Source organism: Streptomyces longisporus (assembly GCF_039532765.1).
Classification (GTDB): Bacteria; Actinomycetota; Actinomycetes; order Streptomycetales; family Streptomycetaceae; genus Streptomyces; species Streptomyces longisporus.
This window is the reverse complement of record NZ_BAAASG010000008.1, coordinates 177,263-196,163: the sequence shown is the minus strand read 5'-3', so window position 1 is coordinate 196,163 and position 18,901 is coordinate 177,263. Positions and strand designations below refer to the sequence as shown.

Here is an 18,901-nt window from a genome sequence, read left to right as displayed (position 1 = left end):
GCGTGATGCACGCCCCAGCCTCGGGCCGCCAGCGCCCCTGTTTCTCACCGGTCCCGTCAGTCTCAGAGGTCCCTGTCCTGTCGCGTCGTCCTCAGGAATCCTGTGTTCACCGCGGTGACGCCGCCGTCGACCGTGAGCGAGGTGCCGGTGATCCAGGACGCCTCGCGGGAAGCGAGGAAGGCGACGGCGGCGGCGATGTCGTCCGGCTCCCCGACCCTGCCGAGCGGGTACAGCGGACGCAGTGCCTCCAGCTCGTCCTCGCGGCCCTCCCACGCCGAGGTGCGCACCGTGCCGGGCATCACAAGATTGACGCGGACGCCGCGTGCGGCGACGTGCGCGGCCATGGTGCGGGTGAGGGAGACCAGAGCGGCCTTGGCCGCGCTGTAGGCGTGGTTGCCGAAGTCCTGAAGGGCGTTGACGGAACCGATGCTCACGACCGCGCCGCGGCCGGAAGCGGCCAGGTGCGGGAGGGCCGCGCGGCAGCAACGGTAGGTGCCGGTCAGGGTGATGTCGAGGTCGCGGTCCCACGCCTCGTCCGGGCCGTCCTCGAACAGCGGGGTGTCAGGGGTGCAGCTCGCCGCGCTGTTGACCAGGACGTCCAGCGAGCCGAAGGCGTCCACGGCATGCGCGACGGCCGCCTCCACGGAAGCCCGGTCGGCCACGTCGCACCCCAACGCCTCGGCCGCCAGGCCCTCTTCACGCAGGACCGCCGCGGTCCTGGCCGCCTCGGGCGCGTCCGCGTCGGTCAGCAGCACCCGCGCCCCTTCCCCGGCCAGCCGCCGGGCGACGGCGGCTCCGATGCCGCGGGCGGCGCCGGTGACGAGAACTCCGTATCCTGCGAAACGCGTTGTGTCCGTCATGGATCGCACCGTAGTGCCACGGCGATCAACTGGGCCGATACTGTGCGGCATGTCCGCGTTCATACAGCAACTGCCTGCGCTCATCGGCGTCGTCATCGGAGCGCTCGGTTCCTATCTGGCCGTCGTGCGCAGCGACGGCGCCCGCTTCCGCCGGGAGCAGACGGTCCGTTGGGAGGAGCGGCGGCTCGCGGTGTACGCCGACTACGCGAGCGCGCTGAAGAAATCCGTCACACTGGCGTGCCGAGCCGCGTCCCACCTCGGCAACGACCCCCACCCGCATCCCCTGTCCCCCGAGGAGGTCGCACCGCTGCTGGCCGAGGCCACTCTGGGCCGGGATCCGGTGGGCGAAGCGCTGCTCCTGCTGGGGAGTCCGCAGGTGGTGGAGAAGGCGCGGGGCTGGGTCATGGTGGTGCTGGAGATGGAGCAGTTCCTGCGCGACGGGACGCGTGATCCGGCCAGATGGCAGGTGCTGGTGGAGCGGCATCGCGTCGGACGTGACGGCTACTACGTCGCCGTACGCGACGACCTGGCGCTGCCACCGGGCCTCTCGGTGCGGTGGCAGCTGCCGCCGGTGTCCCCCTCCTGATCTCATCGGTACCCGGTGGTGTCCGCGGGCTTGCCCGCGTCCTGGACCTCGACGATGTACCGCCAGGCGTCCGGGCGGCTGCCGTCGAGGTCCGTGAAGCCGTACTCCCGGGCGAGTGAGCCGCTGGAGAGGGACGCGCCGTTCCACCGGGCCGCGTCGGGGTCGGCTGCGAGGGCGGCGACGGCGCGGCCCACGTAGTGCGGGGTCTCGGAGATGGCGAAGTGAGGGACGCGTTCGAGGGCGTCGCGCCAGTTGTTCTCGCGGACGCCGAACTGGTCGAGCATGATCTCCGAGCGCAGCCAGCCGGGTGTCAGCGCGACGGCCGTCGCCCCGCGCGGTCCGAGTTCATGGGCCAGGGCGAAGGCCATGCGCAGCACGGACGCCTTGGCGAGGTCGTAGAAGAAGGAGACGCGGTAGGTGTCGCGGTTGTACTCGGCGGTTCCGTCGGTGACCTCCACGACCAGGCCGCCGGGCCGGCGCAGCAGGAGGGGCAGGGCGTGGTGGCTGGTGATCGCGTGGGTCTCGACGGCGAGCCGCAGCAGCCGGAGTCCGTCGTCGAGGTCGTGCTCCCACAGAGGCCTGTCCCAGGCGAAGAGGTGCTCGCCGCCCCAGATGTCGTTGACGAGGATGTCGAGGCGGCCCTGTTCGTCCGCGATGCGGTCCACGAGGGTGCGGACCTGTGCGGGGTCGAGATGGTCGGTGGGTACGGCGATGCCCTGGCCGCCCGCCTCGGTGACGAGGTCGGCGGTGTCCTCGATGGTCTCGGGGCGGTCGTACTCCGAGGGCTGCGCACGGGTGGTGCGTCCGGTGACGTACACCGTGGCACCGGTCGCGCCGAGTTCCACGGCGATGCCTCGTCCGGCTCCACGTGTCGCCCCGGCGACCAGTGCGACCTTGCCCTTCAGCGGCTGCGACATGTCCGGCCTCCCGTTGAACGCGTCTGTCGCCTTCACACTGCCGGGTAAGCCGGACATCTTCTGTCGTCTTTATGCCGAGTGTTGCGTCGTCCTCGGGACGGGCGTCACCTCGGCTGCGCGACCGTCAGTGCCCACCGGATCGTCTGCTTCGAGGCATGGATGCCCACCCCGAAGGACCCCGACTGGACGACGCCCTGGTCCAAGGTCACCGAGCCGACGCCGGCGGACCTGGCCGGACAGCGGACGGAGAACTCTGCCACCTGCGTGTCCAGCGACTGCATCGTCACCCTCACGTGGCCGCCGCCTTTGCAGGCCACGGTCAGGACGGTCCGCCGATACTGGGTCGCACCGGCCGACACGGCGCCACCGTCGCCCGTCTGCCCCGTCACCCACAGCAGGCCGTCCTCCCCGGGATCCGGCAGCAGCACGTCGTCCGCCGCGGCGGATCCGGTTCCGGCCGCGATCGCCCCTAAGGCCACCAGCGCCGTCAGAACCAGTTGGGTACGTCTCACGCTTACTCCCTGATGATCGGTTACGGAGTCGTCAGTCTGCGTCGGCGGACGGCCGCGAGGCATGAGTACGCGTACTCATGCGGCAGGGCGCGGTTCCGCCGACCAGGGGCTCTCCGGCCCGATGGGTGTCGGCCCGGGTGGCCACGATCCGGCCTCAGTGGCCGCGGGCGATCCACTCCTCCAGGTGGGGTGCTTCGGCTCCGATGGTGGTCGGATCGCCGTGGCCGGTGAGGACCTTGGTCTCCGCGGGAAGGGTGAGCAGGCGGTCGCGGATGGAGTCGATGATCGTCGGGAAGTGGGAGTAGGAGCGGCCGGTCGCGCCGGGGCCGCCCTGGAAGAGGGTGTCACCGGTGAAGACCGCGGCAAGGGCGGGGTCGTACAGGCAGACGGCGCCCGGCGCATGACCCGGGGTGTGCAGGACCGTCAGGTCGACCCCTGCCGCCTCGATGACCTGCCCGTCGGCCAGGTGGGCGTCGGGGTCGCGGTCGGGGTGGGTGAGCTTCCACAGCGGCAGGTCGTCGGGGTGCAGCCAGATGGTGGCGCCGGTGCGGTCGGCGAGCGCGGGCGCGGCGTCGATGTGGTCGTTGTGGGCGTGGGTGCACACGATGGCCGCCAGGCGGCGGTCGCCGACGGCCTCGGCGACGGCGTCGGCGTCGTGGGCCGCGTCGATGACGATGACCTCGTGGTCGTCGCCGACGATCCACACGTTGTTGTCGACCTCCCAGGTGCCGCCGTCGAGGCTGAAGGTGCCGGAGGTGACGAGGCGTTCGATGCGTGCGGCCATCACAGCACCACCACCGAGCGCAGCACGTCGCCGTGGTGCATCCGCTCGAACGCCTTCTCCACGTCGGTGAGTTGGATGGTCTCGGTGACGAACTTGTCCAGCGGCAGCCGGCCCTGCAGATGCAGGTCGATCAGCATCGGGAAGTCGCGGGAGGGAAGGCAGTCGCCGTACCAGGACGACTTCAGCGATCCGCCGCGCCCGAACACGTCCAGGAGGGGCAGTTCGAGCTTCATCTCGGGGGTGGGCACTCCGACGAGGACGACCGTGCCGGCGAGGTCGCGGGCGTAGAACGCCTGCTTGTACGTCTCCGGGCGGCCCACCGCCTCGATGACGACGTCGGCGCCGAAGCCGCCGGTCAGCTCGCGGATGGCCTCCACCGGGTCGCTCTCCTTGGAGTTGACCGTGTGTGTGGCGCCCATCTCGCGTGCCTTGGCAAGCTTCCGGTCGTCGATGTCCACCGCGATGATCTTCGCAGCGCCTGCCAGGTTCGCTCCCGCGATCGCCGCGTCACCCACGCCGCCGCAGCCGATGACGGCGACCGTGTCGCCGCGGCCGACGTTGCCGGTGTTGATCGCCGCGCCGATACCGGCCATCACCCCGCAGCCCAGCAGCCCGGCCACCTGCGGCGCGACGCTCGCATTCACCTTGGTGCACTGCCCGGCCGCGACCAGGGTCTTCTCCGCGAACGCGCCGATGCCCAGCGCCGGGGACAGTTCGGTGCCGTCGGTGAGGGTCATCTTCTGCTCGGCGTTGTGGGTGTTGAAGCAGTACCAGGGCCGCCCGCGCAGACAGGCCCGGCAATTCCCGCACACGGCACGCCAGTTGAGGATCACGAAGTCACCGGGTGCGACGTCCGTGACGCCCGCGCCGACCGACTCCACCACACCGGCCGCCTCATGACCGAGCAGGAAGGGGAAGTCGTCGCTGATACCGCCCTGCTTGTAGTGCAGATCGGTATGACACACCCCGCACGCCTGGATCCGTACGACCGCCTCCCCCGGGCCGGGGTCCGGCACGACGATCGTCTCCACCCGCACCGGCTCGCCCTTGCCCGGTGCGATCACGCCGCGTACTTCCTGCGCCATGGCGTTGAAACCTTTCGTCTGCGGATGTCCGTGCTTCCGACACTAGAGGTGACTGATCAGTAACGGTGCCGGAGCCCGCCGCGTTCGTGCCGCCCCCGTGCGGGAGCGGCCGGGCCTCGGGGGCGGGCGCCGACGTAGCCTGAATGCTCCGCACGACTCCCGAGGAGCGCCGTGAGCATCGCCGAGTCCGAGCCCCGACCGCCCGCCTGGCGGCTGCTCCTCGCCTATGTACGACCGCACCGGTGGTCCCTGCTGACGGGCGCACTGTTGTCGCTGGTCACGGGGGCCACCGGGCTGCTGCTGCCGCTGGTGGCCAAGGGGCTGATCGACGATCTGGCGCACGACCGGGCCATCACCGGCGCGCTGCTGGCCATGTCGGGGCTGGTGGTCACCAACGCCGCGCTCGGCGCGCTCGGTTCGTATGTGCTGCGGCGGACCGCGGAGTCGGTGGTGCTCGGCGCACGGCGCGCCCTGTCCTCGTATCTGCTGCGGCTGCGCATCCCCGCGGTGGACCGCAGCGAACCGGGCGACCTGATGGCCCGCATCACCTCCGACACCACGCTGCTGCGCGAGGTCACCACCGATTCGCTGGTCGGCCTGGGCACGGGCGGGCTCACGCTCGTCGCGACGGTGGTGATGATGGGGCTGGTGGATCCGGTGCTGCTCGGCGTCACCCTGTGCGTGATCCTCGGGGCGGGCACGGTGCTCGGAGTGATCGTGCCGCGCATCAACCGGGCCAGTCGGCAGGCGCAGGACGCGGTCGGCGTGATGGGGGCCTCGCTGGAGCGGATTCTCGGCGCGCTGCGCACGGTGAAGGCCTCGGGCGCCGAGGACCGCGAGGAGCAGACCCTGCACGAGGCCGCCGAGGAGTCGTGGCGGCAGAGCGTGCGCGCCGCCAAGTGGTCGGCGGCGGCGGGCAACACGGCCGGCCTCGCGATGCAGATCGCCTTCATCACGGTGCTCGCGGTGGGCGGGGCACGGGTGGCGACGGGAGCCATCCAGGTGGGCACCCTGGTCGCCTTCCTGCTCTACGTCTTCTATCTCATGTCGCCGATCCAGCAGGTGGTCGGCGCGATCACGCAGTACCAGACGGGTGCCGCGGCTCTCGCCCGCATCCAGGAGGCGCTGGGTCTGCCCTCCGAACCGGCGGCCCTGCCCGCGCCGTTGCCCACTCCGGGCGCCGAGCCGGCTGCGGTCGCCTTCGACGAGGTCCGCTTCCGGTACGCCGACGATCTGCCGTACGTCCATCACGGGGTGACGTTCGCCGTGCCCGCGCGTGGCATGACGGCGTTCGTCGGCCCGTCCGGCGCGGGCAAGACGACGGTGTTCTCGCTCATCGAGCGGTTCTACGATCCCGAGTCCGGGACCATCACCCTGGACGGAATCGCCCTGCAGGACTGGGAGTTGCCGCGGCTCCGGTCGGCGATCGGCTATGTGGAGCAGGACGCTCCCGTGCTGTCGGGTTCACTGCGGGACAATCTGCTGCTGGGCAACCCGGATGCGGACGACGACGCCGTGGCGCGCGTGCTGAAGACCACCCGGCTGGACGGTCTGGTCGCCCGGCTGCCCGGCGGCCTTGACACGCTGGTGGGGCACCGCGGCACCAAGCTGTCGGGCGGTGAGCGGCAGCGGGTCGCCATCGCCCGCGCGTTGCTGCGCCGGCCTCGGCTGCTGTTGCTCGACGAGGCGACGTCGCAGTTGGACGCGGTGAATGAGGCGGCGCTGCGGGATACGGTCGACGACGTCGCCCGGACTACTACCGTTCTTGTTGTTGCGCACCGGCTGTCCACCGTGACGATGGCTGAGCGGATTGTGGTGATGGATGCGGGGCGGGTGCGGGCTGTGGGGACCCACCGGGAGTTGGTTGCCGGGGATCCGTTGTATGCGGAGCTTGCGGCCACGCAGTTTCTTGCCACCGCTGATTGAGCGTCTGCGGCTTCGTTGTGGCTGGTCGCGCAGTTCCCCGCGCCCCTTGAAGGGGCGCTCCCGAACCGTCTCTTTCTCAGTTCTGGAGTCGGCGCAGACGCTCGGCGTCGCTTGTGCGAGGGCATGTCACGCAGGCCTCGGTGGGGCGGATTGCGTAGAACATGCAGCAGCCGGTGCGTGTGCGGGTGGGGTGCCGGCGGCCGTCGTCGGTTGTCAGGTGGCGGAAGGCTGCGCCCGTCGGGTACGGGGGTACGGCGATCGGGAGGACTTCGGTGGCGGCTCGTACGGCGGTGGCCTCCTGGCCGAGCATGCGGCCGAGGTACCAGATGCCGGATACGAGGTCGTCGGCGACCAGGCCCCAGAGGGAACGCGCGCCGCGTCGTGCGACGGGGCCGATCGCGGACAGCAGCGGGCGCATGTGGTCGGCCATCGACATGCGCAACGCGGCCCGCAGGGACTCTTCCTGAGTGGCCGTCAGTGTGCCGGGACGTGAGGCGAGGGGGTCGCCGGGCAGGCAGGCGAGTTCGGTGCCGGCGGTGATCGCGTACGCACCCGTGGCGAGGTCGAGGCGCAGGTCCTCGGGGCGGATGCGGGGTACGCGCCGTTCGAGGTACCACGTCCCGCCCAGCAGGACGCCGAGGGTCCAGGCGTAGTCGTGCAGGGCGCGTGAGGCGGCGACGTCGCGGCGCGCGGTGACGCCGTACCGGGCGTGGATGCGGGCCGCCTCGGCGTCGACGAAGGCGTCGAGCAGGCCGCGGTCCGACGCCAACTCGGCTGCCGTGACCGCGTCCTGCGGTGCGTCGCCCGGCTCGACGACCCGTACGTCCAGCGCTTCGCAGAGGCCGGCGAGTCTGCGGTAGGCGCCGTCGAGGGCATGCGTGACGGCACCGGCGGGCGGGGTCTTCAGAGCCACGGACATGGACGCTCCAGCACAGGACGTTCAAAGGAAACCGAGAAGGTAAGCCTCACCTTACTTCACACCGGATGACGGTGATCGGCAGGGTGTTCGGCGCCGCCGATCATGGAATCCCCACGTCAGCGTCACTTCACGGCCGATTGAAAAGTAAAGGAAGGCTAGCCTAAGCTCACGGCTTGTGACTGCGACCCAACGGGGCGCACCTGTCGGTGTGCCCTCCCCTGCCCTCAGACGCCTCCCCCTGTTCCTCGCCGGACTGGGCGCCCTGGTGCTCTGCACCGCGCTGAGCCTCGCGCTCGGTGCCCGGTCGGTGCCCCTGCCCACCGTGGCCGACGCACTCTTCGGCCACGCCCGGGGCCGGGAGGCGCTCGTGGTCACCGGGCTGCGGCTGCCGCGCACCGTCATCGGTCTCGCGGTGGGGGCCGCGCTTGGGGTCGCGGGGGCCGTCGCGCAGGGCATCACGCGCAATCCGCTCGCGTCACCGACCACCCTCGGCATCAACGCGGGCGCCGGTTTCGCCGTCGTCGTCGCGATCTTCGCGCTGAAGCTCAACGACCCTGTGCAGTACGTGTGGTTCGCGTTCGCCGGGGCCGCGGGCGCCGCCCTGTTCGCCCAGGCGCTGGCCCGCCGCGCCGGGGACATCGATCCCGTACGGCTCGCCCTCGGCGGCACCGTGCTCCAACTCGTGCTGCTGTCCTGGACGTCGGCCGTGATGCTGCTGAACCAGCGCACCCTCGACGAGGCCCGCTTCTGGCTGGCCGGATCCCTGTCCGGCAGGCCCCTCGACGTGCTGTGGCCGGTGCTGCCGACCCTGCTGCTCGGCCTGGTGGTCGCCCTCGCCGTGTCCCCCGCCCTCAACGCCCTTGCCCTGGGCGACGATTCGGCCCAGGCGCTCGGGGTGCCGGTGGCCCGGATCCGGCTGGCCGGCGGCATCGCGGTGGTCCTGCTCGCCGGATCGGCGGTTGCCATGGCCGGGCCGGTCGCCTTCATCGGCCTCGCCGCGCCCCATCTCGTACGTCCCCTGCTGGGCGCCGACCACCGGCTGCTGGTGCCCGGCTGTCTGATCGCCGGACCGCTGCTGCTGCTCGCGGCCGATGTCCTCGGCCGGATGGTGCTCCGCCCCTCGGAGTTGGAGGTCGGCATCGTGACGGCGTTCCTGGGCGCGCCCCTGCTGGCGCTGCTGGCCCGGAAGGTGGCCCGATGACCGCCACCGTTGCGACCCACCCCGCCAAGTCCATGTCCCGCATGCGGGTGCGCCGCCGTGTGCTGGTGTTCGCCGCCGGCGGTCTCCTCGTACTGTTCGTGCTGCTCACCGTCTCCCTGGCGACCGGTGAGTTGCCCATGCCCGCGGGCACGGCGCTGCGGGCGCTGGTCGGGCTCGGGGACTCCGGGGACGTACTGGTGGTGCAGCAGTTCCGGGCGCCCAGGGCGGTGGCTGCGATCGTCGCCGGTGCCGGTCTGGGCGCGGCGGGCTGTGTGCTGCAGCGGCTGTTCCGCAATCCCCTGGCGTCTCCTGATGTCATGGGCGTGACAGGCGGGGCCTCGCTGGGTGCGGTCGCGCTGATCGCCGCCGGGGCCTCGCAGACGCTGATCCCCCTCGGCGCGCTGGGCGGCGGCCTGCTCGCGGCGCTGCTGCTGGGCGTGTTCGCCTGGCGTTCCGGGCTCGCCGTCACCCGGCTGGTGCTCACCGGGCTCGCCGTGCAGGCTGGGCTGGCCGCCGCCGTGAACCTGATGATCGTGCGCTTCCCGGCCGAGCTCGCCGGGTCGGCGCTGCAGTGGACCACCGGCTCGGTGTACGGGCGGACGTGGACGGAGGTGTGGGGGGCGGCCGGAGCCATGGTGCTCGCGTTCGCCGCCGCCCTTGTACTGCACCGGCGGCTGGCCGTGCTCGACCTCGGGGACGAATCGGCGGGCGCGCTGGGTCTTGGGACGTCCGCCGCCCGTCTCCAACTTCTCTTCGTCGCCGTGGCGTTGGCGTCGCTCGCGGCCGCGCTCGCCGGCCCGGTGACCTTTGTCGCACTCGCGGTGCCGCACCTCGTGCGCCTGGTCACCGGTCCGCCGACGGCCGCGTCCCTGGGGTTGGCCGGTCTCACCGGAGCGGTACTGCTGCTCGCCTCCGACCTGGTGGTGCAGCACCTGCTGCCGATCGAGGGGCTGCCGGTCGGGGCGGTCACCGCCACGCTGGGCGCGCCCTGGCTGCTGGTGCTGATGTTCCGGCAGAGCTCACCCGTCCCAAGGAGCCACGCATGACCAACCAGTTGCAGACCCAGGGCCTCGATCTGCGCTACGGCGACCGGCTCGTCGTCGGCGGGCTCGATCTGACCCTGCCGGGTGGCGCCGTCACCGCGATCGTGGGGCCCAACGCCTGTGGTAAGTCGACCCTGTTGCGGGGGCTGAGCCGGCTGCTCGCCCCGTCCGCGGGTACTGTCACGCTGGACGGCGCGGACATCCACCGTATGTCGGCGCGGTCGCTCGCCCGCCGGATGGGGCTGCTGCCCCAGCAGCCGGTCACCCCCGAGGCGATCACCGTCGAGGCACTCGTACGGCTGGGCCGGTATCCGCACCAGCGTCTGCTGAGCCCCTGGTCGACGGCGGACCAGCGGGCGGTGGACGAGGCGCTGGAGCGCACCGGCACCGCGTCCCTGCGCGACCAGCCCGTCGACCGGCTCTCCGGCGGTCAGCGCCAACGCGCCTGGATCGCACTGGCCTTGGCGCAGGACACCGAGCTGCTGCTGCTCGACGAGCCGACCACCTTCCTCGACCTGCGCCACCAGCTCGACGTCCTCGACCTGGTCGCCGCCCTGCACGCCGAGGCGGGCCGCACCGTGGTGATGGTGCTGCACGACCTCGGACAGGCCGCCCGCTACGCGGACCACATGGTGGTCCTCAAGGAGGGCCGCCTCGCCGCCGCCGGCACCCCGGCCGACGTCCTCGACGCGGACCTGGTCAGATCCGTGTTCGACGTGGACTGCCGGGTGATCCCCGACCCGGAGACCGGCACCCCGCTGGTCGTCCCGAAAAGCAGCGCGGTCCGGCAACCGGCCGCGTCCGCCTGACCTGCCACTCCCCTACCAGAAAGACCCACCCCCCATGTTCAAGCGCTCTCCCCTGCGCGGAATCGGCCGGCTGATCGCCGTGCTGCTGTCCGTCCTGCTCGGTACGGCCGTACTGGCCGCCTGCGGCAGCGAGAAGACCGACGCGGTCGACACGGCGAAGGCCTCCGGCCCGGCATCGGCTGGCTTCCCGCGCACCCTCAAGACCGTGATGGGCGACGTCAAGATCCCCTCGCAGCCGAAGCGGGTCGTGGTGCTCGACACCGGTGAGCTGGACGACGTCACCCTGCTCGGCATCGACCCGGTCGGCGCGGTCGCCCCGCACTTCAAGAGCGCGGGCGGCTTCCCGACGTATCTGAAGGGCGAGCTGAGCGGCACCGCCGACGTCGGCCCGCTCCTGGAGCCCAACCTGGAGAAGATCGCCTCCCTGAAGCCGGATCTGATCCTGTCGTCCAAGGTCCGGCACGAGAAGGTCTACGACAAGCTCAGCGCCATCGCCCCGACCGTCTTCACGGAGACCACCGGCGGTGTCTGGAAGCAGAACCTCAAGGTGCACGCCGAGGCGCTCGGCCTGGAGAAGGAGGCCGCCGCGAAGCTCAAGGAGTACGAGACGCAGGCCAAGGCGCTGGGTGAGGCCATCAGGAAGAAGGACGGCGGCACGATGCCGACGGCGTCCGTGGTGCGCTTCATCGCCGGTCCGACCCGCCTCTACCAGACCAACTCCTACAGCGGTGTCGTGCTGAACGACATCGGCTTCAAGCGGCCCAGGTCCCAGGTGTCGAACGACCCGGCCGTCACCATGAAGGACGTCAGCCCGGAGGAAATCGACCAGGCCGACGCCGACCTGATCTTCGTGACCACCGCCGACACCCCCGACAAGACCCAGCAGAAGCAGGTCACCTCCAACCCGGTCTGGAAGTCCCTCAAGGCCGTAAAGGGCGGCAAGGTCTTCACCGTCCCAGACGAGACGTGGATGTCCGGCATCGGCGTGCAGGCCGCGGAGCAGATGCTGAAGGACGTGGCGAAGGCCACCGGTGTAGAGCTCCCGAAGAAGTAACTCCCGCTCTTTCGGGGCGGGCCGCAGCACCGCCGCGGTCCGCCCCCGACCCCTCACCCGCCAGCGGAAGTTGTCCCTCAGCCATGCGCCTGTATCTGCTTGCCCTCAATCCGACCGACTCCGTCTCCGAGGGTTTCCTGCCCGCCGCCGCCCGGCTGGGCCTGGACGTCACCGTCCTCACCGACCAGCCCGAGGCCCACCGTCGCGCCCACCCGGAGACCGAGGTCCTGGAGTGCGACGTCCGCGACCACCGGGCGGTCATCACCCGGATCTCGACGCACCACCGTCCCGATGCCGTCTTCACCAACAGCGACCACCTCCAGGCCCAGGCCGCCCTCGCCGCCGCCTACTTCGCCCTGCCCGCCAAGGACTGGCGGGCCGCGCTCGCCACCAAGGACAAGGCGGAGATGCGGCGCCGGCTCGCCGCCGCCGGCGTGGACACGGTGTGGTCGGCCGAGCTCACGGAGCCGGTCGCGCCCAGCGACGCCCCGTACCCGTGTGTGCTCAAGCCCCGTGAGGGCGTGGCCAGCGAGGACGTCGTCCTGGTCGACGACGCCGAGCAACTGACCACGCACGCCAAGGACATCCTCCAGCGCCGCCCCGGAGCCGTCCTGCTCGTCGAGGAGTACCTCCCCGGCGAGCTGTACACCCTGGAGACGCTCGGCGACGGGCATGTCCGCCATGTGCTGGGCGGATTCCACACCGAGCTGTCGCCCCCGCCGTACTTCATCGAGGAGCGCCTCACCTTCGTGCCGGCCCATCCCGAGCCGGTCGTCGGGCAGGTTCTCGCCCAACTGGACGCGCTGGGCGTCGGGTTCGGCGCCTGCCACACGGAGTTCGTGGTGCACGCGGGCCGGGCCAGGATCATCGAGGTCAACTACCGTGCCATCGGCGACCAGTGCGATCTGCTGCTGGCCCGGCTGCTGGACATACCTCTCTTCGAGCTGATCCTCCGCGCCCATCTGGGCGAGCGGCTCCCCGCCGACCTGGGAGCCCGCCGCGATGGCGCCGCACGCCTGGACTACCCGTGCGCCGACCGCGCCGGAACCCTGATCAAAGCCCCCGTCGCGCAGGAACTGATCATCGACGGCGTGCATCTGACGTACCGTCCGCTGCGACCGGTGGGCGAGCGGCACGAGCTGTACCGCACCAACCGCGACTACCTCGGGGTCCTGCGGGCCGTCGGCACCGACCAGGCGACGGTGGACCGGGTGTCGGCCGACTTCCTGGCCGCACAGCGCTGGGAGATCAAGCCGTGACCGCGCCGACCATGACGGACACCTGCGCGGCGGAGCTGCTCACCCGCGTGCTCAGCGCCCTGCTGCGGGAGGACGTGGTGGGGCTGCGCAGCCGCAGCACGCTCGTGCACCGCCCGGACGGTGACTGGCTGCGGCTGCCCACCACCGAGGACGCCCTGCTGCTGCCCGTCACCGAGGACGGCTTCCAGTGCGAGCACCGGGCCCGGCTGCCGCTGCTCGTGCGCGAGTCGGACGGCTCCGAGCTGACCTCGTACGGGACCGTCCTCGGCGCCCTGCGTGAGCTCGCCGAGCCAGTGGACCGCGACGGCTTCGACGCGTTCGCCGAGGAGTGCCGCCAGACCCTGGACACGATGCGGCTGCACGCGCGGACCCGGGCCGAGGTCGGCCGGCGGCTCATCGACCGGTACGGGCACGATCCGGCCCGCTGGACGGGCCTGGCGTACGACACCCTGGCGGCCCGCCTCGACCATCCCGTCTACCCGACCGCGCGCGGCCGCTCCGGGCTGTCCGAGGAGGAACTGCGCTCGTACGCACCGGAGTTCCATCCCCGTTTCGCCCTGCGCTGGCTCGCCGTGCCGCGTGAGGCGGTGACCCTGACCGGCCCGCTTCCCGAGCCGTGGCCCTCGCCGGCGCGGCTCGGTCTGCCCGAGGCGGAGCAGACGCATGTGGCGCTGCCCGTCCACCCTTTGACCGTGGGCGCGCCGCTCGACGAGGCGCTGCGGACCACCGGCCTCGCCGGTCGTGCACTGCTCGCCGAGCAGCCTCACCTCGACGTCGTGCCGACGCTCTCGATGCGCACGGTGGCGGTGGCCGCGGATCCGTCCCTGCACCTCAAACTCCCCCTGGCCACGGCCACCTTGGGCCTGCGCAACAAGCGCTCCATCAAGCCCGGCACACTCGTCGACGGCGCGGCGGGGCAGCGGCTGGTGGAGGCGGTGATCGCCCGCGAGCCCCGTTTCCGGGACACGATCCTGCACGCCGACGAGACCACGTACGCGCACGCCGGTCACGAACTGCTTGCGGTCCTGTGCCGCGGCTTCCCGGCCGGTCTCGAAGACTCCGTCGTCGTTCCGCTCGCCGCGCTCCTCGCCGAGGCGCCCGGCGGCCGACCGGTCCTCGACCACCTCGCCGACCGCTTCTACGGCGGCGATCTCCTGGCCCTGCTGGACGCCTGTCTGTCGTTGCTGTTCGACTGGCAGACCACCCTGTTCGGCTACGGCATCGCGCTGGAGTCGCACCAGCAGAACGTCTCGCTGGTGCTGGGACCGGGCACTTTGCGGTTGCTGTTCAAGGACAACGACGGGCCCCGCATCAACGCGACCCGGCTGGCGGCCGTGCTGCCCGGGCCGTGGGGCTTCGACGATCCGCGGACCTTCACCGCCGGGGACGGGCCGGTGGCCGACGTGTTCGCCACCATCACGGTCCATCTGTGTGCCGGAGCCTACGCATTCGGGCTCGCCGAGCGCCGGGACGCACTGCTGGCGCTCGTACGCGAACGACTCACGGAGGCCGTCGACCGGCTCGGCGGTGAGGCGGGCGCCGTCCTGCGGGCGCATGTCCTCGATGCGCCGCGGTTGCCGGTCAAGGCCATGGTCACGGCCGGCACGCTGCTCAGCAAGGAGCGCTCGGGCGCCGCGGACGTCAACAAGCACTACACGAGCGGCCCCAACTACCTGCTGGGCCAGGGGGGTTCCGGATGAGCACCGAGACCCTGCGGATGCCGGGTACGGCGTTCACCCGCGGGCATGTGCACGCGGTCGCGGGCTGCTACTTCGTGGCGTCCTTCGCGGCGCTCGGGCTGCCGCCGTATCTCACCGAGATCCTCCCGGAGCTGGGTGACCGCCACGCCCGCTGGGCGGGGGTGCTGTACGTCGTCCCGACCGTGTTCGGGGCGCTGGGGGCCCCGCTGTGGGGTCGGCTCGCCGACCGCTTCGGCCGTAAACGGCTGCTGCTGCGCGCCCAGTTGGGGCTCGCCCTGGCCTTCCTGCTGGCGGGCTGGGCGGACTCCCTGGCCGCGTTCACGGTGGCGCTGGTGCTGCAGGGCATCCTGGGCGGCACGTTCGCCGCGTCCAACGGGTACCTGGGCGCCGCCCTGGAGGGCCCGGCCCTGTCCAAGGCGCTCACCTTGATGCAGGGCAGCGCGCGGGCCGCGCTGGTCGTGGCCCCGATCGTGGTCGGCTCGCTGTCGGGCTGGCTGTCACCGCACCGCCAGTACGCCCTGCTCGCCGTACTGCCGCTGGCGGCCGCCCTGTTGCTGGCGGCACTGCCCGAACCGGAGCCTGCCGCATCGGAGTCGAGGAACGCCCCCGAGACGACTGCCGCGCACGAGCCACCGGTGATGTCGCTCAAGGCCCTGTACGCCCTGGAGTTCGCCTTCGTCTTCTCCACGGTCATCTCCTTCCCCTATCTGATCGCCCTCGTCGACGACCGCCTCCCGGGCACCTCGCCGACCCTGTCCGGCGTGCTGTTCGCCCTCCCCCACCTCTGCTATCTCGTCTCGGCGCTGGCCGTGCACTCCGCCTTCCACAGCCGCCCCCGCACCGGGATCGCGCTCGGCTTCGCCTGCATCGCGCTCGGGCTCGCCGGACACGGGATCGCCGGCTCCCTGCCCACGCTGATCGCCGTACGGCTGCTGCTGGGCGCGGGCCTCACCCTCGGCCTGGTGTGCCTGTCGGTGCTGGCCGCCGACTGCGCCAAGGGCCGTGCTCCGGGCGGGATGTTCGGCTCGCTGGAGTTCTTCTCCAAGGCCGGCGCGGTCGCCGCCGGCCTGGCCGCGGCGGCGGGCAACGCCCGCTTCGGCCCGGCCGCACCCGTGCTCATCGGCAGCACGGCCGCCGCCGTCACCGTACTGGCCACTCTCCTCCCCCCGCAGACCCCCCGCACCCGCAGGAGCCGCTGATGCCCTCGCTGATCCGTCCCCAGACCTCGTCCGGGGGGACCGCGCTCTCGCTCTGCCCGCCCGCCACCGCCGCCGCGCCCGCCGAACTCCCCTCCCCCGACGACGCCGTGGCCCACACGCTCCTCAACTGCCTGCTGCGCGAGGTGTCGGGCCCCGAGCACCAGTCGGTCGTCGCCGACGGCCGGCTGCTGCTGCGGCTGCCCCGCCGCGGCGTGCTGCTGCGGGTCGCGCTGCGCCGTACCTCCCTGCTGGGCGCGCACCGCTTCACCGGCCCCGTGAGCGAACAGGGCGAGGACGGCTGGTCGGAGGTGGGCTGGCGGCGCCTTGCCGAGTACACGCACGACGAGCTGTCGTTGCGCACCGGTGTGCGCAACGAGGAGTTCCTGGAGCAGATCGCCTCCAGCCACGACGCCATCACCACCGCACTCGCCGCCACACGCCCGGCCCGCCTCCCGGACGACCGGCTCTCCGCCTATCTGGCCTCCGAGCAGTCCCTGCTGTTCGGGCACCGCTTCCACCCCACGCCCAAGGCCCGCACCGGCGACCCGCACGCCTGGTCCGCGTACGCCCCCGAGGTCGGCGCTTCCTTCCCGCTGCGGCACCTCGCCGTCCGCGCCCACCTGATCGCGGAGGAGGCCGCGGACCCGTCGGCGGCCGCCCCGCTGGACGGACTCCGCAGGGACGTGCCCGAGGGCTTCCGGCTGCTACCCGCCCACCCGTGGCAGTACGAGACGCTCCAGGCCCACCCGGCCCTGCGCGCCGCCTTCGACCGCGGTGACATCCTCGACCTGGGCCCGGGCGGGCAGCCTTTCGCGGCCACCGCTTCGGTGCGCACCCTGTACGACGGGGAGACCTTCCTCAAGTTCAGCCTGAACGTCCGCATCACCAACTGCCTGCGCAAGAACAGCAGTTACGAGCTGTCCGGCGCCGTCGCCCTGACCCGTCTGCTGGCTCCGGCACTCGCCGACCTGGCCGCGCGTTTCCCCGCCGACGCCGTGCTGCGGGAACCGGCGTACCGCACGCTGGCGCTGCCCGGCCCGGACGGCACCCCCGACCGCGATCTGTTCGAGGGCTTCGGCGTCATCGTCCGCGAGGGCCTGCCGCGCCGCCTCGCCCCCGGCACCGTCCCCCTCCTCGCCGCTGCCGTCGCCGACGAGTACCCGACCGGCGCCGCCCACATCTCCCGCCTCCTCGACGCAGCGGACGTCCGCACCACCCTCGCCTGGTGGTCGACGTATCTCGACCTGCTCGTCCCGCCCGTCCTGGCCGCCTACTTCGACCACGGCCTGGTCCTCGAACCCCACCTGCAGAACGTCCTGGTGTGCGTCGGCGCCGACGGCATGCCCGCCCAGGTCATCTTCCGCGACCTGGAGGGCACCAAGCTCGTCCCCGAACACCACGCCGAGACGCTGGCCGCACTGCCACCCGACGTCGCGGACCCGATGACGTACGACGCCCAGCGCGGCTGGGACCGGGTCGTCTACTGCCTGCTCGTCAACCACATCGCCGAGCTGCTCGCCGCCCTCGCCGACCTGCATCCGCAGGCGGAGGCGGCCCTGTGGTCCCGGGTGCGCGCCACGCTGCAGAGGTACGCCGACCGCCACGGCTGCCCACCGAGGCTCGCCGCCCTCCTCGCCGGGGTGCCACTGCCCGCCAAGGCCAATCTGCTGACCCGCTGGGAGCGCAAGGCGGACCGGGACGCCGGCTACGTCCGGCTGCCGTCCCCGCTCGCCGAGGACATCCTGCGCGACTCGACCGGGAGCCCCCGATGACCGACCCGACACCCGCGGTCCGCGACCGCGTCCTGTCCCTGCCCGCCACCGAACTGCCCGCGTACCTCTACGACTTGGCGGCGCTGCGGGCCGATGCCGCCGCGGTGCGGGCCGCACTGCCGGAGCGGGTCGAGGTGTACTACGCCGCCAAGGCCAACCCGGAGCCGGAGATCCTCGGCGCGCTCGGCCCGTACGTGGACGGCTACGAGGTCTCCTCGGGCGGTGAACTCGCCCATGTGGCCAAGGCGGTGCCGGAGCGGCCGCTCGCCTTCGGCGGTCCCGGCAAGACGCCGGACGAGGTGCGGGCCGCGCTGGAGCTCGGCGTCGAGCGTTTCCATGTGGAGAGCGAGTACGAGCTGCGCATGCTGGCCGAGCTGGCGCGGACATGCGCGCCGGGGCGACGGGTGGCGGTCCTGGTCCGCGTCAATCTTCCGGTCGCGGACGGGGCGCTGGCGGGCAGCTCACTGGCGATGGGGGGCCGTCCCACCCCGTTCGGCCTGGATCCGGCGCAGGCCGTCGATGTCGTCCGGGCGCTCGCCGACGGGATGTATCCGCACCTCGAACTACGGGGTGTTCACGCGCACCTGGCCAGCGGCCTGGAGGCGACGGAGCAGCTGGCGGTGGCCGAGTCCATCGTGTCCTGGGTGACGGGTCTCGGTGTTCCGCTCGCCGAGGTGAACGTCGGCGGCGGGATGACCGTCGACTACACCGATCCGGAGCGCCGCTTCGACTGGACCGCGTACGGCAGCGGGCTCGCCCGTCTGACCGAGGCGCACCCCGGGCTGACCCTGCGCATCGAGCCGGGGCGGGCGCTGACGGCGTACTGCGGCTGGTACGCCACCGAGGTGCTGGACGTGAAGCGCAGCCACGGCGAGGACTTCGCGGTGGTCCGCGGCGGCACCCATCATCTGCGGACCCCGGCGACGAAGGGGCATGACCAGCCCTGTTCCGTGCTGACGGTGGACGCCTGGCCGCACCCGTGGCCGCGGTCGGCCGCCGAAGGCGACCGGGTCACCGTGGCGGGGCAGCTGTGCACACCGAAGGACGTCCTGGCCCGCCGGGTCCCCGCGCCGGGGCTCAGGGCGGGCGACCGGGTGGTGTTCTCGCTCGCGGGCGCCTACGCGTGGAACATCTCCCACCACGACTTCCTGATGCACCCCCGGCCCGGTTTCCACTTCCTTCACCCTTCAACCGCCGGGCTGTGATCAGGTCACCGGCACAGCGAAAGGGCCGCCCGGAGAGGGGCGGCCCTTTCGCTGTGCGCGGACGTTCGAT

General features: G+C 72.0%; 17 protein-coding genes. 11 read left to right on the top strand and 6 right to left on the bottom strand.

Features of this window, described 5'->3' with window-relative positions; all coding sequences use genetic code 11:
- Positions 1 to 62: 62 nt before the first annotated feature.
- Positions 63 to 860 carry an SDR family NAD(P)-dependent oxidoreductase gene (locus tag ABD355_RS17985; RefSeq protein WP_344401412.1) on the bottom strand — a complete coding sequence of 266 codons (798 nt, stop codon included), beginning with the start codon at positions 858 to 860 and terminating at the stop codon, positions 63 to 65.
- Between the two features lie 49 nt (positions 861 to 909).
- Here ABD355_RS17985 and ABD355_RS17980 point away from each other — a divergent pair, with 49 nt between their 5' ends.
- Positions 910 to 1,446, top strand: coding sequence for a hypothetical protein (locus ABD355_RS17980; RefSeq protein ID WP_344401411.1), 537 nt, complete (start codon positions 910 to 912; stop codon positions 1,444 to 1,446).
- A 2-nt stretch (positions 1,447 to 1,448) separates the two neighbouring features.
- On the opposite strand, the gene ABD355_RS17975 is transcribed toward ABD355_RS17980, so the two are convergent.
- The 4 genes from ABD355_RS17975 to ABD355_RS17960 all read right to left on the bottom strand — a co-directional run bounded on the left by ABD355_RS17975 (position 1,449) and on the right by ABD355_RS17960 (position 4,744).
- A complete protein-coding gene (locus ABD355_RS17975) occupies positions 1,449 to 2,363 on the bottom strand; it encodes an SDR family oxidoreductase (protein WP_344401409.1) in 915 nt (304 codons plus the stop codon).
- A 104-nt stretch (positions 2,364 to 2,467) separates the two neighbouring features.
- Entirely contained in the window at positions 2,468 to 2,875 is a 408-nt protein-coding gene (locus tag ABD355_RS17970; RefSeq protein WP_344401408.1) for a hypothetical protein, read from the bottom strand.
- 154 nt (positions 2,876 to 3,029) lie between these two features.
- Positions 3,030 to 3,659 (bottom strand): MBL fold metallo-hydrolase, encoded by a 630-nt coding sequence (locus ABD355_RS17965; RefSeq protein WP_344401407.1) that lies wholly within the window; start codon positions 3,657 to 3,659, stop codon positions 3,030 to 3,032.
- The gene (locus ABD355_RS17960) at positions 3,659 to 4,744 is read right to left on the bottom strand and encodes an S-(hydroxymethyl)mycothiol dehydrogenase (protein ID WP_344401406.1); all 1,086 of its coding nucleotides are present in this window, start codon (positions 4,742 to 4,744) and stop codon (positions 3,659 to 3,661) included. Before ABD355_RS17960 ends, ABD355_RS17965 begins: the two co-directional genes overlap by 1 nt.
- A gap of 171 nt (positions 4,745 to 4,915) precedes the next feature.
- Here ABD355_RS17960 and ABD355_RS17955 point away from each other — a divergent pair, with 171 nt between their 5' ends.
- Positions 4,916 to 6,670, top strand: a complete 1,755-nt coding sequence (locus ABD355_RS17955; RefSeq protein WP_344401405.1) for an ABC transporter ATP-binding protein — start codon at positions 4,916 to 4,918, stop codon at positions 6,668 to 6,670.
- A gap of 76 nt (positions 6,671 to 6,746) precedes the next feature.
- Here ABD355_RS17955 and ABD355_RS17950 read toward each other — a convergent pair whose 3' ends face one another.
- Positions 6,747 to 7,589 carry a (2Fe-2S)-binding protein gene (locus ABD355_RS17950; protein ID WP_344401404.1) on the bottom strand — a complete coding sequence of 281 codons (843 nt, stop codon included), beginning with the start codon at positions 7,587 to 7,589 and terminating at the stop codon, positions 6,747 to 6,749.
- 175 nt (positions 7,590 to 7,764) lie between these two features.
- Here ABD355_RS17950 and ABD355_RS17945 point away from each other — a divergent pair, with 175 nt between their 5' ends.
- The 9 genes from ABD355_RS17945 to ABD355_RS17905 all read left to right on the top strand — a co-directional run bounded on the left by ABD355_RS17945 (position 7,765) and on the right by ABD355_RS17905 (position 18,831).
- Positions 7,765 to 8,790, top strand: coding sequence for a FecCD family ABC transporter permease (locus ABD355_RS17945; protein WP_344401403.1), 1,026 nt, complete (start codon positions 7,765 to 7,767; stop codon positions 8,788 to 8,790).
- Positions 8,787 to 9,836 carry a FecCD family ABC transporter permease gene (locus ABD355_RS17940; RefSeq protein ID WP_344401402.1) on the top strand — a complete coding sequence of 350 codons (1,050 nt, stop codon included), beginning with the start codon at positions 8,787 to 8,789 and terminating at the stop codon, positions 9,834 to 9,836. Before ABD355_RS17945 ends, ABD355_RS17940 begins: the two co-directional genes overlap by 4 nt.
- Positions 9,833 to 10,642 carry an ABC transporter ATP-binding protein gene (locus ABD355_RS17935; RefSeq protein WP_344401400.1) on the top strand — a complete coding sequence of 270 codons (810 nt, stop codon included), beginning with the start codon at positions 9,833 to 9,835 and terminating at the stop codon, positions 10,640 to 10,642. The genes ABD355_RS17940 and ABD355_RS17935 overlap by 4 nt, the downstream gene beginning before the upstream one ends.
- Positions 10,643 to 10,676: 34 nt before the next feature.
- Positions 10,677 to 11,696 carry an ABC transporter substrate-binding protein gene (locus tag ABD355_RS17930; RefSeq protein WP_344401398.1) on the top strand — a complete coding sequence of 340 codons (1,020 nt, stop codon included), beginning with the start codon at positions 10,677 to 10,679 and terminating at the stop codon, positions 11,694 to 11,696.
- An 83-nt stretch (positions 11,697 to 11,779) separates the two neighbouring features.
- Positions 11,780 to 12,955: an ATP-grasp domain-containing protein gene (locus tag ABD355_RS17925; RefSeq protein WP_344401397.1), complete on the top strand. Its 1,176-nt coding sequence runs from the start codon at positions 11,780 to 11,782 to the stop codon at positions 12,953 to 12,955.
- A gap of 11 nt (positions 12,956 to 12,966) precedes the next feature.
- Complete coding sequence (locus tag ABD355_RS17920; protein ID WP_344401662.1) at positions 12,967 to 14,655, top strand: IucA/IucC family protein; 1,689 nt, start codon at positions 12,967 to 12,969, stop codon at positions 14,653 to 14,655.
- A complete protein-coding gene (locus tag ABD355_RS17915; protein ID WP_344401396.1) occupies positions 14,652 to 15,854 on the top strand; it encodes an MFS transporter in 1,203 nt (400 codons plus the stop codon). Before ABD355_RS17920 ends, ABD355_RS17915 begins: the two co-directional genes overlap by 4 nt.
- Entirely contained in the window at positions 15,854 to 17,626 is a 1,773-nt protein-coding gene (locus ABD355_RS17910; protein WP_344401395.1) for an IucA/IucC family protein, read from the top strand. The genes ABD355_RS17915 and ABD355_RS17910 overlap by 1 nt, the downstream gene beginning before the upstream one ends.
- Complete coding sequence (locus tag ABD355_RS17905; protein WP_344401394.1) at positions 17,623 to 18,831, top strand: type III PLP-dependent enzyme; 1,209 nt, start codon at positions 17,623 to 17,625, stop codon at positions 18,829 to 18,831. The genes ABD355_RS17910 and ABD355_RS17905 overlap by 4 nt, the downstream gene beginning before the upstream one ends.
- The last annotated feature ends 70 nt before the right edge of the window (positions 18,832 to 18,901 follow it).